Source organism: Sphingomonas sp. QA11, assembly GCF_028473665.1.
Classification (GTDB): Bacteria; Pseudomonadota; Alphaproteobacteria; order Sphingomonadales; family Sphingomonadaceae; genus Sphingomonas; species Sphingomonas phytovorans.
In genome coordinates, this window is record NZ_CP098774.1 from 2,070,743 (window position 1) to 2,089,392 (window position 18,650).

At 65.0% G+C, this 18,650-nt stretch carries 21 protein-coding genes and 1 pseudogene; 5 read left to right on the forward strand and 17 right to left on the reverse strand.

Annotation, left to right across the window (positions count from 1 at the left end):
• Window positions 1-40: 40 nt before the first annotated feature.
• Together NDN01_RS09455 and NDN01_RS09460 are read right to left on the reverse strand one after the other, a co-directional pair.
• Entirely contained in the window at window positions 41-802 is a 762-nt protein-coding gene (locus NDN01_RS09455) for an alpha/beta fold hydrolase (protein ID WP_272627140.1), read from the reverse strand.
• Window positions 783-1,226, reverse strand: coding sequence for a GFA family protein (locus NDN01_RS09460; protein WP_272627141.1), 444 nt, complete (start codon window positions 1,224-1,226; stop codon window positions 783-785). Before NDN01_RS09460 ends, NDN01_RS09455 begins: the two co-directional genes overlap by 20 nt.
• Before the next feature lie 84 nt (window positions 1,227-1,310).
• Between NDN01_RS09460 and NDN01_RS09465 the strand changes: the two genes are divergently transcribed.
• Genes NDN01_RS09465 through NDN01_RS09475 form a run of 3 tightly spaced genes read left to right on the forward strand, consistent with a single transcriptional unit; the run spans window position 1,311 to window position 4,369 of the window.
• The gene (locus NDN01_RS09465) at window positions 1,311-1,757 is read left to right on the forward strand and encodes a MarR family winged helix-turn-helix transcriptional regulator (protein ID WP_272627142.1); all 447 of its coding nucleotides are present in this window, start codon (window positions 1,311-1,313) and stop codon (window positions 1,755-1,757) included.
• Window positions 1,750-2,841 carry an HlyD family secretion protein gene (locus NDN01_RS09470; RefSeq protein ID WP_272627143.1) on the forward strand — a complete coding sequence of 364 codons (1,092 nt, stop codon included), beginning with the start codon at window positions 1,750-1,752 and terminating at the stop codon, window positions 2,839-2,841. The genes NDN01_RS09465 and NDN01_RS09470 overlap by 8 nt, the downstream gene beginning before the upstream one ends.
• Window positions 2,834-4,369, forward strand: a complete 1,536-nt coding sequence (locus NDN01_RS09475) for a DHA2 family efflux MFS transporter permease subunit (RefSeq protein WP_272627144.1) — start codon at window positions 2,834-2,836, stop codon at window positions 4,367-4,369. The genes NDN01_RS09470 and NDN01_RS09475 overlap by 8 nt, the downstream gene beginning before the upstream one ends.
• A gap of 1 nt (window position 4,370) precedes the next feature.
• Here the strand turns inward: NDN01_RS09475 and NDN01_RS09480 are convergent, their stop codons facing one another.
• From NDN01_RS09480 to NDN01_RS09505, 6 genes are all read right to left on the reverse strand, one after another.
• Window positions 4,371-4,757 (reverse strand): GFA family protein, encoded by a 387-nt coding sequence (locus NDN01_RS09480; protein ID WP_272627145.1) that lies wholly within the window; start codon window positions 4,755-4,757, stop codon window positions 4,371-4,373.
• A gap of 52 nt (window positions 4,758-4,809) precedes the next feature.
• The gene (locus tag NDN01_RS09485; protein WP_272628138.1) at window positions 4,810-5,838 is read right to left on the reverse strand and encodes an aspartate-semialdehyde dehydrogenase; all 1,029 of its coding nucleotides are present in this window, start codon (window positions 5,836-5,838) and stop codon (window positions 4,810-4,812) included.
• 428 nt (window positions 5,839-6,266) lie between these two features.
• Window positions 6,267-8,510: a S9 family peptidase gene (locus NDN01_RS09490; RefSeq protein WP_272627146.1), complete on the reverse strand. Its 2,244-nt coding sequence runs from the start codon at window positions 8,508-8,510 to the stop codon at window positions 6,267-6,269.
• A gap of 124 nt (window positions 8,511-8,634) precedes the next feature.
• The gene (locus NDN01_RS09495; protein WP_272627147.1) at window positions 8,635-9,186 is read right to left on the reverse strand and encodes a DNA-3-methyladenine glycosylase I; all 552 of its coding nucleotides are present in this window, start codon (window positions 9,184-9,186) and stop codon (window positions 8,635-8,637) included.
• A 76-nt stretch (window positions 9,187-9,262) separates the two neighbouring features.
• Entirely contained in the window at window positions 9,263-10,378 is a 1,116-nt protein-coding gene (locus NDN01_RS09500; RefSeq protein WP_272627148.1) for a serine hydrolase domain-containing protein, read from the reverse strand.
• A gap of 419 nt (window positions 10,379-10,797) precedes the next feature.
• Entirely contained in the window at window positions 10,798-11,172 is a 375-nt protein-coding gene (locus NDN01_RS09505) for a MerR family transcriptional regulator (protein ID WP_272627149.1), read from the reverse strand.
• 74 nt (window positions 11,173-11,246) lie between these two features.
• Here NDN01_RS09505 and NDN01_RS09510 point away from each other — a divergent pair, with 74 nt between their 5' ends.
• The gene (locus NDN01_RS09510) at window positions 11,247-12,689 is read left to right on the forward strand and encodes a nitrilase-related carbon-nitrogen hydrolase (protein WP_272627150.1); all 1,443 of its coding nucleotides are present in this window, start codon (window positions 11,247-11,249) and stop codon (window positions 12,687-12,689) included.
• 119 nt (window positions 12,690-12,808) lie between these two features.
• Here the strand turns inward: NDN01_RS09510 and NDN01_RS25875 are convergent, their stop codons facing one another.
• Together NDN01_RS25875 and NDN01_RS25880 are read right to left on the reverse strand one after the other, a co-directional pair.
• Window positions 12,809-13,156 carry a MerR family DNA-binding protein gene (locus NDN01_RS25875; protein ID WP_336298363.1) on the reverse strand — a complete coding sequence of 116 codons (348 nt, stop codon included), beginning with the start codon at window positions 13,154-13,156 and terminating at the stop codon, window positions 12,809-12,811.
• Window positions 13,157-13,214: 58 nt separating this feature from the next.
• Window positions 13,215-13,313 (reverse strand): annotated as a pseudogene (locus NDN01_RS25880) (MerR family DNA-binding transcriptional regulator); the annotation flags it as partial.
• An 84-nt stretch (window positions 13,314-13,397) separates the two neighbouring features.
• Between NDN01_RS25880 and NDN01_RS09520 the strand changes: the two are divergent.
• Window positions 13,398-13,778 (forward strand): VOC family protein, encoded by a 381-nt coding sequence (locus NDN01_RS09520; protein ID WP_272627151.1) that lies wholly within the window; start codon window positions 13,398-13,400, stop codon window positions 13,776-13,778.
• Window positions 13,779-14,075: 297 nt separating this feature from the next.
• Here NDN01_RS09520 and rplS read toward each other — a convergent pair whose 3' ends face one another.
• Genes rplS through ffh form a run of 7 tightly spaced genes read right to left on the reverse strand, consistent with a single transcriptional unit; the run spans window position 14,076 to window position 18,422 of the window.
• The gene (rplS, locus tag NDN01_RS09525) at window positions 14,076-14,465 is read right to left on the reverse strand and encodes a 50S ribosomal protein L19 (protein ID WP_272627152.1); all 390 of its coding nucleotides are present in this window, start codon (window positions 14,463-14,465) and stop codon (window positions 14,076-14,078) included.
• A 1-nt stretch (window position 14,466) separates the two neighbouring features.
• Window positions 14,467-15,198: a tRNA (guanosine(37)-N1)-methyltransferase TrmD gene (gene trmD, locus NDN01_RS09530; protein WP_272627153.1), complete on the reverse strand. Its 732-nt coding sequence runs from the start codon at window positions 15,196-15,198 to the stop codon at window positions 14,467-14,469.
• Window positions 15,195-15,578 carry a type II toxin-antitoxin system VapC family toxin gene (locus NDN01_RS09535; RefSeq protein WP_272627154.1) on the reverse strand — a complete coding sequence of 128 codons (384 nt, stop codon included), beginning with the start codon at window positions 15,576-15,578 and terminating at the stop codon, window positions 15,195-15,197. The genes trmD and NDN01_RS09535 overlap by 4 nt, the downstream gene beginning before the upstream one ends.
• On the reverse strand, window positions 15,571-15,843 hold the full coding sequence (locus tag NDN01_RS09540; RefSeq protein ID WP_272627155.1) for an AbrB/MazE/SpoVT family DNA-binding domain-containing protein: 273 nt from the start codon (window positions 15,841-15,843) through the stop codon (window positions 15,571-15,573). Before NDN01_RS09540 ends, NDN01_RS09535 begins: the two co-directional genes overlap by 8 nt.
• A gap of 30 nt (window positions 15,844-15,873) precedes the next feature.
• Window positions 15,874-16,350: a ribosome maturation factor RimM gene (gene rimM, locus NDN01_RS09545; RefSeq protein WP_272627156.1), complete on the reverse strand. Its 477-nt coding sequence runs from the start codon at window positions 16,348-16,350 to the stop codon at window positions 15,874-15,876.
• Window positions 16,350-16,889: a 30S ribosomal protein S16 gene (gene rpsP, locus NDN01_RS09550; RefSeq protein WP_272627157.1), complete on the reverse strand. Its 540-nt coding sequence runs from the start codon at window positions 16,887-16,889 to the stop codon at window positions 16,350-16,352. The genes rimM and rpsP overlap by 1 nt, the downstream gene beginning before the upstream one ends.
• 27 nt (window positions 16,890-16,916) lie before the next feature.
• On the reverse strand, window positions 16,917-18,422 hold the full coding sequence (gene ffh / locus NDN01_RS09555) for a signal recognition particle protein (RefSeq protein ID WP_272627158.1): 1,506 nt from the start codon (window positions 18,420-18,422) through the stop codon (window positions 16,917-16,919).
• Window positions 18,423-18,650: the final 228 nt, after the last annotated feature.

Consider the following 18,650-nt stretch of genomic DNA (forward strand, 5'->3'; position numbering starts at 1 on the left):
ATCGGGTGATGCCGCAAATTGTGCCGCCCCCGCGTCGCGGTCAAGCGGCGAGGAAGTCGGCGATCTCCTGCCCGAGCTCGGGCTTCGTCACCGCGCTCATATGGCCACCCGGAGTCGTTCGTAAAATGGCATTGGGCAACACCGCCGCCAGTTCCGCCGCCGATCCATTGTCGTTGTCCTCGTCGCCCGTCAGGACGAGCACCGGCTCCCCGATCGCCACGACATCGGCCTGATCCGTATTGACGAAGGTGTCGATGATCCTGAGCAGCGCGACCGGGTCGCCCTTGGTCGTCTTCAGGAACGCCTCGGCCAGCCAGGCCGGCGTGCCGCGTTCGTGCTTGCCGAGATTGGTCAGGATATGCCGGAAATGGTCGCCGCGCCGCGCCGTGCCGACCAGGCCGGACAGGCCCATCCCCGACAGCACGACCTTCCCGGGCGCCGCCCCCTTCATCAGCATCCGCACCGTCGTGCGCGCGCCGAGCGAATAGCCGCCCAGATCATAGTCAGTGAGACCAAGATGCGCGATCAGCGCGAACTGGTCCTGCGCCAGCACGTCCGGCGGATAGCTCGCCGCATCGTGCGGCTTCGCGCTCGATCCGTGCGCGCGCAGGTCGGGCATGATCACCCGGAAACCCCTGGCGGCGATCTTCTCCGCATGGCCGTAGCGGATCCAGTTGGTAAAGGCGTCCGAGAAGAAGCCGTGGAGCAGCACGACCGGCCGCCCCTCTCCCATCTCCCGCCACGCGATCCGCGCGCCGTCGAAGCTTTCGAAATAGTCGGGCTCAATCGGGGAATTTGCCAATGGCGTCCATCCAGCGTTGCACAAGGCGGTAGTTCTGGTCAGTCCGTTCGGCGGGCAGGCCGGTCGTGTCAAGCCACGCTTCGTGCCAGCTCTCCGCGCCCGAATGCTGGGTCGGGCGAAAGCCGGACGGATCGTCGAAGCTGCCGACCGTCAGATCCAGATACTCGCTGTCATGCGCTTCATAGGTCAGCGGCGTCCCGCACGCGGCGCAGAAGCCGCGCACCGCGATCGGCGAAGAGGCGTAACGCTCGGGAGCACGCTCCCACGTCACGTCAGCCTTGCGCGCATATTTGAAGGCAATCGACACGCCGCCGGTGGCACGCTGGCACATCCGGCAATGACAGAGATAGGCGTCGCGATCGTCGATCAGGATCCGGTATCGAACCCGCCCGCACTGGCATCCACCGGTCATTGCCTCCCGCATTTCCCACCTCCCGGATGTTGCAATGCAAAATAATCACCCCGCTTGGGCTAGGATTATATAAGCATGCTTATTATATGCGCGCCCATGAGTGACTCGGTCGGCTTCATGATTAGCGATGTTTCGCGCCTGATGCGCCGCCGTTTCGATGAACGTGCGCGCCTCATCGGCGTGACGCGGACTCAGTGGCGAACGCTCACCACGCTCAAGCGCCATGAAGGCATCAACCAGGGTGGCCTGGCCGATCTCCTCGAAGTCGAGCCGATCACGCTCTGCCGCATGATCGACCGACTTGAGGAAGCCAGTCTGGTCGAGCGCCGCCGCGATCCCGCCGATCGCCGCGCCTGGCAGATCTTCCTGACCCCCAAGGCGCTGCCCATCCTGGACCAGCTTCGCGGCCTCGCCGAGGGCATGATCGAAAACGCGCTCTATGGCCTGGACGAAGCGCAACGCGACCAACTGATGGCCTCGCTCAACACCATCCGCACCAATCTCACCACCCCGACTGAAAGTGACGAGGCCAACCATGGCTGATGCAGACCCCAAGATCGACCGCAAGGTCGAGACGATCGCCATCAATCCGATCGAGGAGGTTATCGCGCCGCCCGCGAAGAAGCGCTCCTGGGGCCGTATCGTCCTGATGCTCAGCGTGCCCCTGCTGCTGGTCGCGCTGGGTGGTTATTTCTGGCTGACCTCGGGCCGCTATGTCTCGACCGACAATGCCTATGTCCAGCAGGACATGGTTTCGGTCAGCCCCGACGTCACCGGCCGTATCGTCGCGGTCAATGTCCGCGAGAACCAGCGGATCAAGGCTGGCGATGTCCTGTTCCGCATCGATCCCGAGCCCTTCCGCATCGCCCTGGCCCAGGCCGACGCAGCGCTGGCGGCCGCGCGCGTTCAGATCGATACGCTCGCGACCGACACCGGCAGCGCCAATGCCGACATCCAGAGCGCCAATGCCGATATCAAGCTCGCCCAGGCGACCTATGATCGTCAGGCAGCGCTGATGAAGCAGGGCTTCACCACCCGCGCCAGCTTCGACGCAGCCGCGCAGCAGGTGTCCGCGGCCAGGGCCCGCCTCGCCACGGCGGAGGCGAGCGCCGCCAAGGCGCGCAACCAGGTTGGCAGCGGCGGCGGCGCCTCGGGCCTTCCCGCCGCGATCCAGGCAGCGATGGCGCAACGCGCCAAAGCAGCGCTGGAGCTGTCGCGCACCACGGTCTACGCGCCGGAGGACGGCGTGGTCAGCCAGACGAGCCGTCTCCAGGTCGGCAATATCATGCCGAGCGGCGTGCCCGTGCTGAGCCTCGTCGCAAGCCATGCCGCCTGGGTCGAGGCGAACTTCAAGGAGACCGATCTCAACCATATGGCCGTCGGCCAGTGCACGGAGATCACGCTCGACGCCTATCCGGGCCTCAAGGTGAAGGGCCATGTCGCCAGCATCGGCGCCGGCACCGGCTCCGAATTCTCGGTCCTGCCGGCGCAGAACGCCAACGGCAACTGGGTGAAGGTCACGCAGCGGGTGCCCGTCCGCATCGCGATCGACGGCACGCCCGCGCGTCCGATGATCGCTGGCCTCAGCACCAACATCTCGATCGACACGAAGAACAATTGTGCCTGATCCGGTTCCCGGCCAGGCGTCGCTGCCGGTCAAGAACCGGGGCCTGCTGACCATCGGCATCATGGGGGCGATGATCATGCAGATCCTCGACACCACCATTGCCAACGTCGCGCTGCCGCACATGCAGACCAGCCTCGGCGCGACGATGGACACGGTCACCTGGGTGCTGACCAGCTATATCGTCGCCTCCGCGATCGCGATCCCGGCGACCGGCTGGCTCGCCGACCGGTTCGGCTCGCGCAATCTCTTCCTGTTCGCCGTCGGCGGCTTCATCATCGCGTCGATGCTGTGCGGCACCGCCGTCAGCCTGGAGGAGATGGTCGCTTTCCGTATCTTCCAGGGCGTGACCGCTGCCTTTATCGGCCCGTTGTCACAAACGGCGATGCTCGACATCAACCGTCCGGAAGACGCCGCCAAGGCCATGTCGGTCTGGGGCATGGGCGTGATGGTAGGGCCGATCATGGGCCCGGTGATCGGCGGCTGGCTGACCGAAAGCTACAACTGGCGCTGGGTATTCTACGTCAACGTGCCGGTCGGCGCTCTCACCTTTGCCATCCTGTGGTTCCTGCTGCCCTCCCGGCCGAGGCGCACGCGGTCCTTCGACCTCACCGGCTTCGCGATGATCTCCATCGCGGTCGCCAGCTTCCAGCTCATGCTCGACCGCGGCCAGCAGGAAGACTGGTTCTCGAGCTGGGAGATCATCATCGAGGCGATGATCGCCGCGGCGGCGCTGTGGATGGGCGTCGTCCATCTCGCGACCGCAGAGAAGCCGCTGTTCGAACGCGTCCTGTTCACCAACCGCAACTTGGTGATGGGCATGATCTTCATGATCGTGATCGGCATCTCGACCATGGCGCCCATGGCCCTGCTGCCGCCGATGCTTCAGCAATTGTTCGGCTATCCGGTGGTCGATACCGGACTAATGATGGCGCCGCGCGGCGTTGGCGTGCTCATGACCATGTGGTTCGCCGGGCGGATGATGGGCAAGATCGACACCCGAATCCTGATCACCGTCGGGCTGATCATCTTCGCCTTCTCGCTCCGCCAGATGGCGGCCTGGACGCTGGAGATGGATTTCTGGCCGGTGATCACCAGCGGCTTCGTGCAGGGGCTCGGCATGGGCCTGGTGTTCATGCCGCTGAACTCGCTCGCCTTCGCGACGCTCAGCCATCATTATCGCACTGACGGCGCCAGCCTGCTCAACCTGATGCGCAGCATCGGCCAGTCGGCCGGCATCTCGATGGTCACGGTGCTGCTGGCGCGCAACATCCAGACCAGCCATGCCGATCTCGCCAGCCATGTGACCTCGCAGACGATCCCGGCGATCGATCTCAGCTCGATCGACCGGTTCGGCTCCCTGTCGGACAGCGTATTCGGCTTCGCCGACGGCATGATCAACAAGCAGGCCGCGATGATCGCCTATATCGACGATTTCTACCTGATGGCGTGGATCTCGATCCTCGTCGTGCCGCTGGTGCTGCTGCTCAGGAAACCCAAGGGCAAGGTCGAAGCGGTCGTCGCTGAATAGCTCAGCGCATCAGGATCGCGGCGAACTCGGCCGGGGGCGCATTCTCGCCAAAGACCGGGATTCCCTCGGGCAGCACCAGCCAGGGCTGTTTGCGACTCGTCCAGATATGCAGCCGTGGCTCGATCATATGGCTCGCGTCGAACGTCCCGGCGCGCACCACGGCGATGCCGGGCCGCGCGCTGTTGGTGTTCCACAGACGCGTATGACAGGTTCCGCAGAGACGCTGGTGCGATTGCGATCCGCTCGGGCTGGTGAAGCGATAGTCGACGATCGGCCCGGTCGCGGCGATCGAATCCTCGCGCACCACGCCCTGCTCGGTGAAGGCGCTGCCCGACCAGGTCTGGCAATCGAGGCAGTGGCAGCAATAGACCGGGGGCAGCTGCTCCATGGCCAGCGTGTACCGACACGCGCCACAGCGGCAGCCGCCCTCGATCATTGCCTCACGCCGCCTTTTGCAGGTGCCGCCGTCCGAGCAGTTCGGCGATCTGCACCGCGTTCAGCGCAGCGCCCTTCCGCAGATTGTCGGAAACGCACCACAGCGCCAGGCCGTTCTCGACCGTCGGGTCCTCGCGGACTCGGCTGATATAGGTCGCATATTCGCCGACGCACTCGATCGGCGTGACGTATCCGCCATCCTCGCGCTTGTCGACGAGCATCACGCCCGGCGCCTCGCGCAGGATCTTCTGCGCCTGCTCGGCCGAGATTTCGTCCTCGAACTCGATATTGATCGCCTCGCTATGCCCGACAAAAACGGGAACACGAACGCAGGTGGCGTGGACCTTGATCTTCGGATCGAGGATCTTCTTGGTCTCGACCACCATCTTCCACTCTTCCTTGGTCGATCCGTCGTCCAGGAAGCTGTCGATGTGCGGGATCACGTTGAACGCGATCTGCTTGGTGAACTTCTTCGGCTCGGCCGGATCGCCGACGAAGATGTTGCGGCTCTGCTCGAACAGTTCGTCCATGCCCGCCTTGCCCGCGCCGGACACCGACTGATAGGTCGCGACGACGACACGCTTGATCCGCGCCACGTCATGCAGCGGCTTCAGCGCGACGACCATCTGGGCGGTCGAGCAGTTCGGGTTCGCGATGATGTTCTTCTTGGTGTACCCGTTGATCGCCTCGGGGTTCACCTCCGGCACGATCAGCGGCACGTCCGGGTCCATGCGGTAGAGCGACGAATTGTCGATCACGGTGCAGCCGGCCGCGGCAAAGCGGGGCGCATGAATCTTGGTCGCCTCGGATCCGATCGCGAACAGCGCCATGTCCCAGCCGGTGGGATCGAAATGCTCGATGTTCTGAATCTTCAGCTGTTTACCGGTTTCGCCATAGTCGACCATATCGCCCTGCGACCGCGACGATGCGACGACGGCGATCTCGTCCGCCGGAAACTCGCGCTCCGCCAGGATGTTGAGCATCTCGCGTCCGACATTCCCCGTCGCGCCTGCGACTACTACCCGGTACCCCATATCCATCTTTCCATAAATTGCGCCCATGCGGCGGGCATCGCCATTTAGGCGCAGCGATGGCGAATGGAAGCGAGTTTTTGTGTCCCAGGCACGAGCCACTCTTGCCCGTCAGGACATTTCCCTTCCGTTCGGCCACCAACATCGGCAAGCAATCGTCGCGGGAACATCATTACGCCGCCGACATCAATCCAATGTCCGTCCATATTCTGCAGGATACAACTCATTTACGCGATCGCAGCGAAAATGGTTCGGACTCCCCTTGCAATAAAGTTCCGGCCGCCAATTAATGCCGCCAGTCGAATAGCCTTGATGACAGCGGTCGCGGGATGCTCAAGCTCTCCGTGCCTTTGGCGAATAATCGCTGTCGTCCTCGTTGGCCGGGGCGGGGATTCTCCCTTGGACCCTCCCCGGTCAACGCAGCCCTTCGCTTATTTCCCCAATTTCTCGTCGAGGAAATCGAAGATCGTCGTCCAGACATGGACGCTCTTGCCCGCGCTGTGGGTCTTGCCGGGATAGAACATCATTTCGAACGGCACATTCTCCGCCTGCATCTTCGCGGCGAACGCCGTCGAATTGTCGAGCACGACGTTGTCGTCAGCCATGCCGTGGATCAGCAGCAACGGGTCCCTGATCTTCGCTGCGTCATCGATCGCATCGGACCTGACATAGGCCGCCGCGTCCTTCTTCGGATCGCCCATGTAGCGCTCGGTATAGTGGGTGTCGTACAATTCCCACTTGGTCACCGGCGCACCGGAGATGCCGGCCGCATAGACGCCCGGGTTCGCCTCGAGCATCTTCAGCGTCATGTAACCGCCATAGGACCAGCCATAGATCGCGATCTTCGCCGGATCGACGAACGGCTGGGCCTTGACCCATGTCGCCGCGGTCAGCTGGTCCTCGACCTCGACGCCGCCCATCGCGCGATAGATATGGTCCTCGAACGCCTTGCCACGATGGGTCGAGCCGCGATTGTCGATCCGGAAATAGATATAGCCGCGCGACACGACATATTGCGCCAGCGGATTCTGCCAGGCGCGCGTGACCTGCTGGCTGCTCGGGCCGCCATAATGTTCGAAGAACACCGGATATTTCCTGCCCGGCTCAAGCACCGGCGTGATCATCTCGTACCACAAAGTCGTGCCGTCAGCCGCCTTGAAGCTGCCGAAGGTCCTGGCCTGGTGATTGCCGAGATAGGGGTAATAGGGATGTCCCGGCACGAAGGCATTCTCATTGACCCAGGCGATCCGCTTGCCGCTCGTATCGGCCAGATAAGTCTGCGGCGGCTGGGTCGGGCTTGAGCGCGTGACGATGATCCGGCTCGCCGCCTTGTCCATCTTCCCCATGTTCCACCAGCCCGGCTCGGTCAGCCGGGTAATGACGTTCGGCCGCTGGATATCGACTGAATAGAGATGCTGTTCGAGCGCGCCGTCCTTGTTCCCGGTGAAGAAGATCCGGCCCTTCGCCTCGTCCACCCCGTTCAGGTCCTCGACGGCCCACTCTCCTTTGGTGAGCTGAGTCCATTTGCCGTCGGCAAAGCGATAGAGATGGCCATAGCCATCGCGTTCCGACCGCCAGATCAGGCTGCCGTCCCGCATCGAGCGATACGCATCGGAAAGGTTGATCCAGCTCCGCTCGCCCGATTTCTCGGTGAAGAGCACGCTGCTCCTGCCCGTCGCGGGGTCGACCTTGAGCATGTCCAGGCTTTTCTGGTCGCGGCTCTCGCGCTGGACCAGCAAGGTCTTGCCGTCGGGCGTCCAGTCGACGCGGGCGAGATAGATGTCGGGGTTGCTGCCAAGGTCCACCTTCACCTGGCCGGTGCCGTCGGCATTCATCACATACAGCTCGACCAGCACGTTCGGCGTGCCGGCGGCGGGATAGCGCTGATTGTACACCTTGGTGCCGTCGGCGCCGATCGCCGCGCGCGTGACGATGCCCACCGGCGCCTCATCGAACCGCTCGACCGCGACGCGCGCGTCGGTCGGCGACCACCAATAGCCGGTAGTACGGTGCATTTCCTCCTGAGCGACGAACTCGGCCTCGCCCCAATGAACCGTGCCGGCACCCGTCGTCGTGACCTGCCTTGCCTCGCCCTTGCCGCCCAGCGGCTGGACGTACAGATTCTGGCCCCGCACGAAGCTGACAAAGCCGCCCTTTGGGCTGACCACCGGGTTCAGCACGCCATCGGGGATGTTGGTCAGGCGCGAGACCTGGCCGTCAAGCGTCGCCAGATACAGGTCGCCGTCCAGCGGCACCAGGATCGACTTGCCGTCGGGCGCCCAGCCATAACTCACGATGCCCTTCGAACCGCCGATACGCGCCCGCTCGCGCTGCATCTTCTCGGCCTCCGACAGTTCGGCGCCGCTGCCGACTTTCCGTGAATCGACCAGCATCCGCTCCTCGCCGGTCCTGGTGTCGAGCGCCCACAGGTCGAGCCGGTCCTTCTCGTCGGGCCTCGGCCTGAGCGAGGTGAGCAACGTCCCGTCAGGCGAAAGCTTCAGCACGCGCGGCTGCGCGCCGGCGAGGTCCGGGCTGGAGAACAGGCGTTCGAGGGAAAGCTTCGCCGCCGTATCGGCACTCACTGCCGCGACCGGCGCCGTGCCCGGCTCAGCGGCCATGACAGGTGTCACCAGTGCAGCGAGCATCACGCCCGCCAGCAGCCAGGTTCTCGGCATCGTCCATCTCCAGTCCCGCTACGCTAAAGCCCGGCAAATGCGGGCGAATACCCTCGCTTATTGCGGGGTACGGCAATGGTAAAGGGATGAGCGAGCAGCGCAGCGAAGCCCTTGCGCCGCGATCCTACCCTGTCCGCCGGAAGCAGCCTGCTGCATGATCATCAACGATGCCCGTCGCCTGCATCCACGCATAGACGATCACCGGCCCGACGAACTTGAACCCCCGCTTCTTCAGCGCCGCCGATATCTCCTCCGACAAGGGCGTCTTCGCGGGCAGGGTCACGCCATCCCCGATAATCGGCTTGCCGCCCGCCATGCCCCAAACAAAGGCGGAGAAATCCTCGCCCGCATCACGCATCGTAAGATAAGCCCGGGCATTGCCGATCGTCGCCTCGATCTTAGCGCGCGACCGGATGATCCGGGCATCGCCGAGCAGGCGCACCACCTCAGCCTCGCCGAACCGCGCCACAATCTCGGGATCGAACCCCTCGAACATCTCCCGGAATGCGTCGCGCTTGCGCAGGATGGTGATCCAGGCGAGTCCCGCCTGGAACCCGTCGAGCATCAGCTTCTCCCACAGCGCCCGACTGTCACGGACGGGCACGCCCCATTCCTCGTCATGATAGGCGCGCATCTGCGCATCATTCTCGGCCCAGCCGCAGCGTTGGACGGTCATCACAGGGTCTTTCGAAAGCTCCGCCGATCCTTTGGTAGTTTCCTCCCTGACGCAAGCCGCTTCACCGGGCCTTACGTCATCGAACCTTGTCGGCGGGCATCTGCCTGAGCGCCTTGAACACCCCGTTGGCCACCGCCGCGGCCGGGGCGTCGCCGGTCAAGGCGACGGCGACGATTGCCCGGTCGGTGGGCGAATATGCCAGCATCGCGTTCGCGCCGGGCGCTCCGCCTGCATGGCCAAGCCACAGATCCTGCCGGCCACCGTCACCGACCTCGAGCACCATCGCGCCGAGTCCGTAGAAAGTCCCCGGGTCGAACATCGGATAGAGCCGTTCGAACATGCCCGTCACCGTGGCAGGGCGAAGCAGCTTGCCTCCCAGCAACGCGCTCCAGAACCTGACCATGTCGGCGGGGGTGCCGACGATCGGCCCGCCTGCCCCGACGATGGAGAAATCGGTCGCGGCGCCCTTCGCCGTCACCGGCGGCGCCACATCGGGCACTGCCTGGCCCGGCCGCACCGCCATGACCGACGACAGGCCGAGCGGCCGCACGATCCGCGCCTCGATCGCCTCGGCCAGCGGGCGCCCGTCGACTGCCCCGACGATCACCGCCAGCAGATCATAGCCGCTGTTCGAATAGCGCCAGTTCGCCCCCGGGCAGAACATCGCGCCATGCCGGCGGAGGATCGCCAGCGTCTCGTCGGGTGCCAGATAATGGGGTCGTGCATGGACGCGCAGATCCTCGTTCGCGCTGAACAACCCGCTGCTGTGCGCCAGCAGGTCGCGGACGGTGACGGAATCGCCGTTCGGCACATCCTTGATCCAGCGCGAGGCCCTGTCATCGAGCGAGAGCTTCCCCTCCTCCACCAGTTGCAACACGACGACGGCGACGAAGGTCTTGCCGGCGCTTGCCCACCACAGGCGCTGCTTTCCCATCGGTCCCTCGCTATGCGACCACATGCCCTCGCCGATCCGGCCAACGGCGATCCCCATCGCCTCGGGCTTCGCCGCATTGCGCATTGCCGCAAAGCTGCGGTCGAGATCCGCGGCGACGGCAGGCGGCAACGGCGCGTCGGGAATCGTCCCGGCAAGCGTCGGATCGATGGCGGCGTGAAGCGGCTGGCCCTGATAATCCTGCCGCGCGGCGCAGCTTACCGGCTTATAGTCTTCGGCGACTACGGGAGGCGCAGCCACGGACGCGACAGCCAGGGTGCAGATATACCCCGCATATGATCTCGGCACGATTGCGTCCCTCCGCGTCATCTGTCTTGAACGGCAACCCCTCGCTGCCGTCGCGGCAGTAGCGCGCGCTCCCTGAACGTCGCCGAAACCACAACCGCGTGCGCTGCCTCGAACGCATGGGCGGTGGTTTTCGGATACGAGGCCGCGAACTCATAAACGACCGCTTTCGCATAAAGGCTGAACGGCCGACATTGGGTGGGAAGCAGACATTGCCCTTTCCCGGCAGTGAGTGCTTCCATGCTCCACATGGCTCCCGCTGATCTCAATGCCCTTCTTGAACCTGGCGCGGCGCGGCTGTTCGTGCAGGCGCGGGGGAAGTGGCGGCGATGCTCCGCCTGTTCGGGCAGCCAGAGGATCTGGCGCGCCAGGCTTTACTCGACGCGCTCGGCTGACGCGGGGACGCAGCGCGCCAGTTCCTCGATCAACGCGCCGACCTGCCGACGTTTGGCCGAGGCCTCCTTGATCAGCTGCCTGAGTTCGGCGTGCTTGCGGCGGAGACCGTCCAGCAACTCCACCCCGGCGGGCAGATCGTTGGGGCTGGCGGTAATCGCGGCGCTGAGTTCGGCGAGCGTGAAGCCCATCGCCTGGCCGCGATCGATGAAGGTGAGCGCCGCGACGGTCGCGGGCGGATAGTCGCGATAGCCGTTGTCGCGACGCGTGGGCGGCGGCAGGATGCCGCGCGCCTCGTAGAAGCGGATGCGCGAGCGGGACAATCCTGTCGCGCGTGCCAGTTCGCCGATCTGCATTTCGTCGCTTGACCTTCAACCAAGGTCGAAGGTCTATCGCCTTGCCCAGACGAGAGCAAGGCGGGGATCGGCGCATGACGGGCGAGGGCAGGACGCGGTGGATGTGGCTGGCGGGCGGGGCCGGGCTTTCGGTGTTCGCATGCGGGGGCGGGTGGGACATTGCGCTCGCCGCATGGGTTGCACCGGTACTGCTGCTGCGCTTCAGCAGGACCAGCGGGGTGGCGGTCGCGATCACCGGGCTGCTCGCGGCTTCGCTGGTTCAGAACCTCGCCTATTTCCTGCTCAATGCGATCCCGCTCAATCCGCTGACGGCGACACTGTGCGGGGCAGTGAGCATCGCCTTTGCCCTGCCCGTGATTCTCGACCGGACGCTGGGCGCGCGGCTGTCGACGATGGGGCGATTATTTTTGCTGCCGGTAGCGATGGTTGCGGTGGAATATGGCGCGGGGTCGGTGCTGCCGGTCGGCACGGCGCTGGGGATGCGGGCGATCACGCAGGGCGAGAATCTTGCGCTGCTGCAGGTGACGGCGATCACCGGGCCTTATGCGATCGCCTTCCTAATCGGCTGGGCGGCGACGGTGGCCAACCGGGCGATCGAGACGCCGCGGACGGCCGTGCGATATGGCGCGGTGTTTGGGGGAACGCTCGCGCTGGTGCTCGCGGCCGGGCAGGCGCGCCTCGCGCTCGCGCCGGTTGGGCCGGTGCAGACGGCGACGGTCGCGGCGGTGATCCCGAACAAGGCCGCGCGACTTGCGTCGGACGATCTGCTGTCGGCCGATGCCGGGAGGCCCAAGCAGGCGGCACAGGCAGTGGTGGTGCGGCAGTTGCTCGACGACACGCGCAGAGCGGCGCGGGCCGGGGCGCAGCTGATCGCCTGGTCGGAGACGGCCGCGCCGACGACCGCGGCCGACAAACCGGCGCTGCTGGCGCAGATCGCGCGCGTGGCGCGGGATGAGCGGGTCTATGTCAACGCGGCGGTCGGCATCGCCCGTCAGCGCAACGAGACCTTCCTGTTCGGCCCGGACGGCGCGCTGGCGTGGCATTATCGCAAGAACCATCCGGTGCCGGGGATGGAGCCGGTCGCGCCCTTCGCCAATGCGGTGCCGGTCGTGCAGACGCCATTCGGCCGCGTGTCGAACCTGATCTGCTTCGACGGCGATTTTCCCGCGCTGGCGCGGGTCGATGCGGATCTGATGCTGGAGCCGAGCTGGGACTGGCCCGAAGTGACCTATGCCCATACGATGCGGATGATCCGGCTGCGCGCGATCGAGAACGGCTATGCGCTGGTGCGGCCGACGTTCGACGGCGTGACGGCGGCGTTCGACCGCTATGGCCGGGCGCTGGCGATGCAGGCGACCATGGGGGCGGCGCAAGTCGTGATGGTTGCGGTACCGATCGAGCGCGGACGCACGATCTATAACCGCATAGGCGATGTCTTCGCTTTCGCGTGCATTCTGGCGCTGGGAGCACTTGCCTGCCACGGGGCGATACCCCGGAATCCAAGGCGCTCGGCATAGTTACCCTTGGTTTGCAGCTCCCTGCTTCTCTGGGCGTGCGGATGCGAGCTCGCCGCGCCCGGTGGGACTTGGACCGGCAGGGTAGATTAGCCAAATTGTGACGTCGGCGCCGTCAATTTCTATGTCCATAATTGGGGCGGTAGCGGACAAGCCGCTTTTATGAATCTACGACTCAGTCGGGCAAACCCAGCGCGACGCGTGGCCCGGTTCCCGACAGGCCCGCCCGGTCGTCCCGATTGTACAGCGCATTTCTTCAGCGAGAGGCACCCGCAGCCGATGCACCCGTTGAGCACGTCGCGCGTCTGTTGCAATGCGGCGATCCGCGCCTCGATCGCGATTTTGAATCTGCCGCTGATCTGCCGCCAGTCGCTTGCGCTTGGCGTGCGGCCCTGGGGGAGCTTGTCGAGCTCTGCCGCGATCTGCTGGATCGAGAAGCCCAACTGCTGCGCGATCAGCGCGAAGGACAAGCCGGCGAATATCCGATCGCAGGAAACGACGCTGCCCGCCTCCGGTGCGCAGCGCCTGAACCAGCCCCTTCGCCTCGTAGAAGCGGATCGCCGATACCGACAGCCCGGTTCGTGCCGCCAGTTCGCCGATCGCCAGCAGCTCGTTCCCGCGCTCCATCCGACACTCCAAATAATGCTTGACCTCAACTTAGGTTGAGGTTGCATCAGGCGGTGCATGACGGTCAATATAAAGGACGACATCATGCCATCTCCCTTCATCGAGCACGTCAATCTCACGGTCCGCGAACCCGAGCGCTCGGCCAGGTTGTTGCTCGACCTGTTCGGCTGGAAGGTTCGCTGGATGGGCCCGGCCCGCGACGGCGGCCGCACCATCCATGCCGGCGACGATCGCTTCTACATCGCGCTCTACACGCCGCCCGCCAGCACGCCCGTCCGGGATGATTTCCAGAAGGGAGAGCCGTTCAACCATGTCGCCATCGTGGTCGATGACCTGGATGAGATCGAACGCCGCGTGATCGCCGCCGGGCTCGAACCCTTCGCGCATGGCGACTACGAGCCTGGCCGCCGCTTCTATTTCTTCGACCATGACCGGATCGAGTATGAGATCGTCAGCTACGCCTGATTCAACGCGCGCGGGCGGCGTGGCCGCCCGGAGCGGTTGGGGCACAATATCCGTCCCCCTATTTCCGTTCGTGCCAGGTAGGGACCGGGTAGGCGCACCCGTATCGAGGGCCCGTATCGAGGTACGGGTGGGGCGCGAAACGCCTGCCCTCGACACGCCCGTCGCGAGTGTCCTCGACAGGCTCGACGGCTTCTCGGGACGAACGGAGGTGTCGGACAGTTCCGGCACAACGAAACAGGGCGCGGAGACCATTGTCTCCGCGCCCTGTTCGAAACTTCAGCGAAATCGCCTGGCCGATTACTCGGCGGCGGTTGCCTTGGCCGGACGAGTGTCGCGGCGCTCGGCGATACGCGCCGACTTGCCGGTGCGGCCACGCAGATAATAGAGCTTCGCGCGACGTACGGCGCCCTTGCGGACGACTTCGATCGAATCGATGTTCGGCGAATAGAGCGGGAAGACGCGCTCGACGCCCTCACCGAACGAAATCTTCCGCACGGTGAAGTTGGAGCCCATGCCCTTGTTCGAACGCGCGATGCACACGCCTTCGTAGTTCTGAACGCGGGTGCGCTCGCCTTCCACGACCTTCACGCCAACCTTCAGCGTGTCGCCGGGGCGGAATTCCGGGATCTTCTTGTTCGCCAGGAACTTGGCGATGTTCTCGGCTTCGATCGTCTGGATGAGATTCATCTCATTCGTCCTTCGTCTGTCGCTGCGCACCAGAGGGCGACCTGACCCGAGCACCCTCATGGCGCTCCCAAAGGTCCGGCCGCCTTAGCCGTGTATCGGTCTCGGCCATGTGCTTTCGCCATGCCGAGATCCTCGCATGATCCCCCGATCGCAGCACTTCGGGGATCGTGCGCCCTTCCCAGTCAACAGGTCGGGTATATTGCGGGTATTCGAGCAGCCCCGTTTCGAAGCTCTCGTCCACACCGCTGGAAGCCGCGCCCATTACGCCGGGCAGCAGCCGAATGCAAGCGTCGAGCACCACCAGCGCGCCCATCTCTCCGCCGGAAAGGATATAGTCGCCGATCGATACCTCTTCGACCCGCCGGCCCTCGAAGATCCGCTCGTCGAAACCCTCGAACCGGCCGCAGAGAATGATGACGCCAGGACCGTTCGCCAGCGCCCGGACACGCTCCTGCGTAAGCGGGGCACCCCGCGGCGTCATCGCCAGCACGGGCCGGTCGTCCGCAACACTGTCGATCGCAGCGGCGAGCACATCCGCCCGCAGCACCATCCCGGCGCCGCCGCCTGCCGGCGTGTCGTCCACGGTCCGGTGCTTGTCGATCGCAAAGTCCCGGATATTGACTGCATCGAGCGACCATTTCCCTTCGCCCAGTGCCCGCCCCGCCAGCGACACGCCGAGCGGACCGGGAAACATCTCGGGGTAGAGCGTCAGGACGGTAGCGGCGAAGGTCATATCGTCCAGTTCTCGACCTTGAGCTCATCGATATCGGCAAAATCGCGCTCATTATTGGTAACGAGCGTCAAACCGAGCGCGAGGGTCTGCGCCGCGATCAAACGGTCGAAACGACTGCGCTTGAACGGCAGGGTGACATATTTTTCGGCCGCCGCGCGGTCGAACGGCAGCGGCGGGATGAGGGCGAACAGGCGCTCCGCCGACGTAAGCGCGGCGCTTTCGGATCGCGGGATACCGCGCAACACCTCGGCCATCACGATACTGGAGGTTACCAGCAGTTCAGCTGGCATCGATCCGATGCGCCGCGCGACCACACTCTCCGCATCGCGAAGCGTATAGATGAACATGTTGGAATCGAGGAGAAATCGGGCGTTACTCACGCTTGAGTAACTTTCCCTCCCAATCGAGTTCGCGCTCTTCGAATTCGCGATCTTCGGAGGTGAGCGGCTTGAGCCACGGGATCGATCCAGCGATCCCGGTCAGGTCGATCTTGCGCGGTTCGGCAGCGACTGGCTCGACGATGAACCGGCCCTTCTCCTCGCGCACGGTCATCTCGACGCCGGCCTCGATGCCCAGTGACTTTGGCAATCGGAGGGCGACAGAATTACCGGATTTAAAGGTGCGCGATTTGCGGGGGGCGTTCATGCCGGGCTCCGTATATACAAAATGTATATACTAACTCACGAACCCGGCGTCAACGATGAGCCGCTCGCTATCCCATTCGGGTACGGCATCGGCGTTCATCGGCACCATGAAGCGCTTGCCATCGGGCCGCTCGATCTCGATCACGTCGCCCGCGCCAAAATCGTCGATCGCGACCACGCGACCGAGCGCTTCGCCACCCGTGGAGATCGCGGACAGCCCAAGCAGGTCGGCATGGTAATATTCGCCCTCTTCGAGTGGGGGCAGCGCGGACCGGGGCACCGTCAACTCGGTGCCACGCAGCGCCTCGGCAGCGTTGCGGTCGTTAACCTCGGCAATACGGGCGATCTCGCCATTATTGCCGTGGCGCACCGACTTGAGGGTCATCTTGCCGTCGTTGAAGCTCTTGTAGCGCTTCAGGTCCTCGGTGAAGACCTTCAGACGGACTTCCCCCGTCACGCCATGCGCGCCGATGATGACGGCGAGCGTGACGGGGGAATCCTGAGGCATCAGCCCTCGACCGGCGGAGTCACTTCCGAAACCGCCTCGGCAACGGCTTCGGCTTCCGGCGCCGGCGCTTCGGTCGCGGCTTCGACCTCGGCGGCAACTACCGCCTCGGCTTCCTCGTTGCTGTCCTGCGCCGGGGCAACTTCCTCAACGACAGGCTCGGGAGCCGGAGCGGCTGCCGCTGCGGCCTTCGCCTCTTCCGCCTCGGCCAGCTTGGTCGCACGCTCTTCGGCGCGCTCGGTGGCCTTCTCGCCCGGCTTGCCCTTGTTCGGGTTGTTGCGTGCCGGACGCTCACGGACGCCAGCGACGTCGAGGAAACGGGCAACGCGGTCGGTCGGCTGCGCGCCGACGCTCAGCCAATGCTTCGCGCGGTCGCTATCGAGCACGATGCGCTTGTCATCGTCCTTGGCGAGGAGCGGGTTATAGGTGCCGAGCTTCTCGATAAAGCGGCCGTCGCGGGGCGACCGGGCGTCTGCAACCACGATGCGATAATAAGGACGCTTCTTGGAGCCGCCACGCGACAGACGAATGCTGAGTGCCATTACTTCTTCTTCCTTCTTTCGATTACGTTATTTCTTCTTGATCAAATTCTCGAAGCCTGGGGGCAGATTGGCCTGCCCGCCACCAAGCCCCGGCAATCCGGGGCCGCCGACGGGGCCGTTGCCGCCCCCCAGCATGTTGCCGAGCGCGGGGCCGCCAAGGGCACCGCCGAGACCGCCCATGCCGCCTCCCGGACCGCCTTTTCCAAGCATCGCCATCATGCCCTTCAACCCGCCCATCTTGCGGATCTTCTTCATGGCCGTGGACATTTCCTGGTGCATCTTCAGCAGCTTGTTCACGTCCTGCACGGTCGTGCCGCTGCCCTTGGCCACGCGGATCTTGCGCTTGGCGTTGATGATCTCCGGCTTGGCCCGTTCCTTGGGCGTCATCGACGTGATCATCGCGTCCATGCGAAGCAGGATCTTCTCGTCGACCGCGCCCGACGCCATCGCCTGCTGCGCCTTCTTCATGCCGGGAATCATGCCGGCGAGCGCGCCGAGTCCGCCCATGTTGCGCATCTGCGTGAGCTGCTGACGAAGATCGTTCAGGTCGAACTGGCCCTTGGCCAGCTTCGCCGCCATCTTCTCGGCGTCTTCCTGCTGGATCGCCTCGGCCGCCCGCTCGACCAGGCCGACCACGTCGCCCATGCCGAGGATTCGGCCGGCGACCCGCCCCGGGTGAAACGCTTCGAGCGCGTCGAGCTTCTCGCCCATGCCGGCGAACTTGATCGGCTTGCCGGTAACGGCCCGCATCGACAGCGCCGCACCGCCGCGCGCATCGCCGTCCATGCGGGTCAGCACCACACCGGTCAGCGGCACCTGCGCGGAGAAGCTGCTCGCGACATTGACGGCGTCCTGGCCGGTCAGCGCGTCGACCACGAGCAGGATCTCGGCGGGCTTCGCGACGTCGGCGACGGCGCGCATCTCGTCCATCAGCGCCTGGTCGACATGGAGTCGGCCGGCGGTGTCGAGCATCAGGACGTCATAGCCCTGCAGCTTCGCCGCCTGCAGCGCGCGCCGCGCGATATCGACCGGCTGCTGGCCCGGCACGATCGGCAGCGTCGCCACCTCGGCCTGGGTGCCGAGCGTCGCCAGCTGCTCCTGCGCGTTCGGGCGATTGACGTCGAGCGACGCCATCAGCACCTTCTTGCGCTCGCGGCCCGTGAGGCGCTTGGCGATCTTCGCGGTCGTAGTCGTCTTGCCCGAGCCCTGAAGCCCGACCATCATGATCACCGCCGGCGGCGTGACGTTCAGCTCGAGCTCGGACGCATCCGAGCCGAGCATCTCGACCAGCGCGTCGTTGACGATCTTCACGACCTGCTGGCCCGGCGTCACCGAGCGCAGGACGTTCTGGCCGATGGCCTTCTCGGTCGCCTTGTCGACGAACTCGCGCGCCACCGGCAGGGCGACATCGGCCTCGAGCAACGCGACGCGCACCTCGCGCATCGCCGCGCGCACGTCCGCCTCCGTCAGCGCACCGCGCCCACGCAGTCGATCGAACACACCGCCAAGACGGTCGCTCAGGCTCTCGAACATCAACAACCTTTCATTCCGGATCGCGGCGCGGCATGGGAAACGCAAAGAACGCCGGCGGACGAAACCTCGTCGGCCGGCGTACGCCCCATGGGCGGCCCTTCACGAATCCCATGACGGAAACGATCGGCGCGGCCTTTAACCCAGGCAGCCGGGTTGCGCAACCTCGCCGCTCGCGCCTTGCATGCACCGCGCTTAACCCGATCTATACCGCTGTCATGGGAAGAGCGT

What these genes read in the sequence shown, in the direction of transcription:
- NDN01_RS09510 (WP_272627150.1), top strand. Translation starts at nt 11,247, where the DNA reads ATGACGGGCGAGGGCAGGACGCGGTGGATGTGGCTGGCGGGCGGGGCC.
- NDN01_RS09460 (WP_272627141.1), bottom strand. Translation starts at nt 1,226, where the DNA reads ATGCGGGAGGCAATGACCGGTGGATGCCAGTGCGGGCGGGTTCGATAC.
- ffh (WP_272627158.1), bottom strand. Translation starts at nt 18,422, where the DNA reads ATGTTCGAGAGCCTGAGCGACCGTCTTGGCGGTGTGTTCGATCGACTG.
- NDN01_RS09495 (WP_272627147.1), bottom strand. Translation starts at nt 9,186, where the DNA reads ATGACCGTCCAACGCTGCGGCTGGGCCGAGAATGATGCGCAGATGCGC.
- NDN01_RS09520 (WP_272627151.1), top strand. Translation starts at nt 13,398, where the DNA reads ATGCCATCTCCCTTCATCGAGCACGTCAATCTCACGGTCCGCGAACCC.
- NDN01_RS09480 (WP_272627145.1), bottom strand. Translation starts at nt 4,757, where the DNA reads ATGGAGCAGCTGCCCCCGGTCTATTGCTGCCACTGCCTCGATTGCCAG.
- rplS (WP_272627152.1), bottom strand. Translation starts at nt 14,465, where the DNA reads ATGAATCTCATCCAGACGATCGAAGCCGAGAACATCGCCAAGTTCCTG.
- NDN01_RS09540 (WP_272627155.1), bottom strand. Translation starts at nt 15,843, where the DNA reads ATGAACGCCCCCCGCAAATCGCGCACCTTTAAATCCGGTAATTCTGTC.
- NDN01_RS09490 (WP_272627146.1), bottom strand. Translation starts at nt 8,510, where the DNA reads ATGCCGAGAACCTGGCTGCTGGCGGGCGTGATGCTCGCTGCACTGGTG.
- NDN01_RS09470 (WP_272627143.1), top strand. Translation starts at nt 1,750, where the DNA reads ATGGCTGATGCAGACCCCAAGATCGACCGCAAGGTCGAGACGATCGCC.
- NDN01_RS09485 (WP_272628138.1), bottom strand. Translation starts at nt 5,838, where the DNA reads ATGGGGTACCGGGTAGTAGTCGCAGGCGCGACGGGGAATGTCGGACGC.
- rimM (WP_272627156.1), bottom strand. Translation starts at nt 16,350, where the DNA reads ATGCCTCAGGATTCCCCCGTCACGCTCGCCGTCATCATCGGCGCGCAT.
- rpsP (WP_272627157.1), bottom strand. Translation starts at nt 16,889, where the DNA reads ATGGCACTCAGCATTCGTCTGTCGCGTGGCGGCTCCAAGAAGCGTCCT.
- NDN01_RS09505 (WP_272627149.1), bottom strand. Translation starts at nt 11,172, where the DNA reads ATGCAGATCGGCGAACTGGCACGCGCGACAGGATTGTCCCGCTCGCGC.
- NDN01_RS09465 (WP_272627142.1), top strand. Translation starts at nt 1,311, where the DNA reads ATGAGTGACTCGGTCGGCTTCATGATTAGCGATGTTTCGCGCCTGATG.
- trmD (WP_272627153.1), bottom strand. Translation starts at nt 15,198, where the DNA reads ATGACCTTCGCCGCTACCGTCCTGACGCTCTACCCCGAGATGTTTCCC.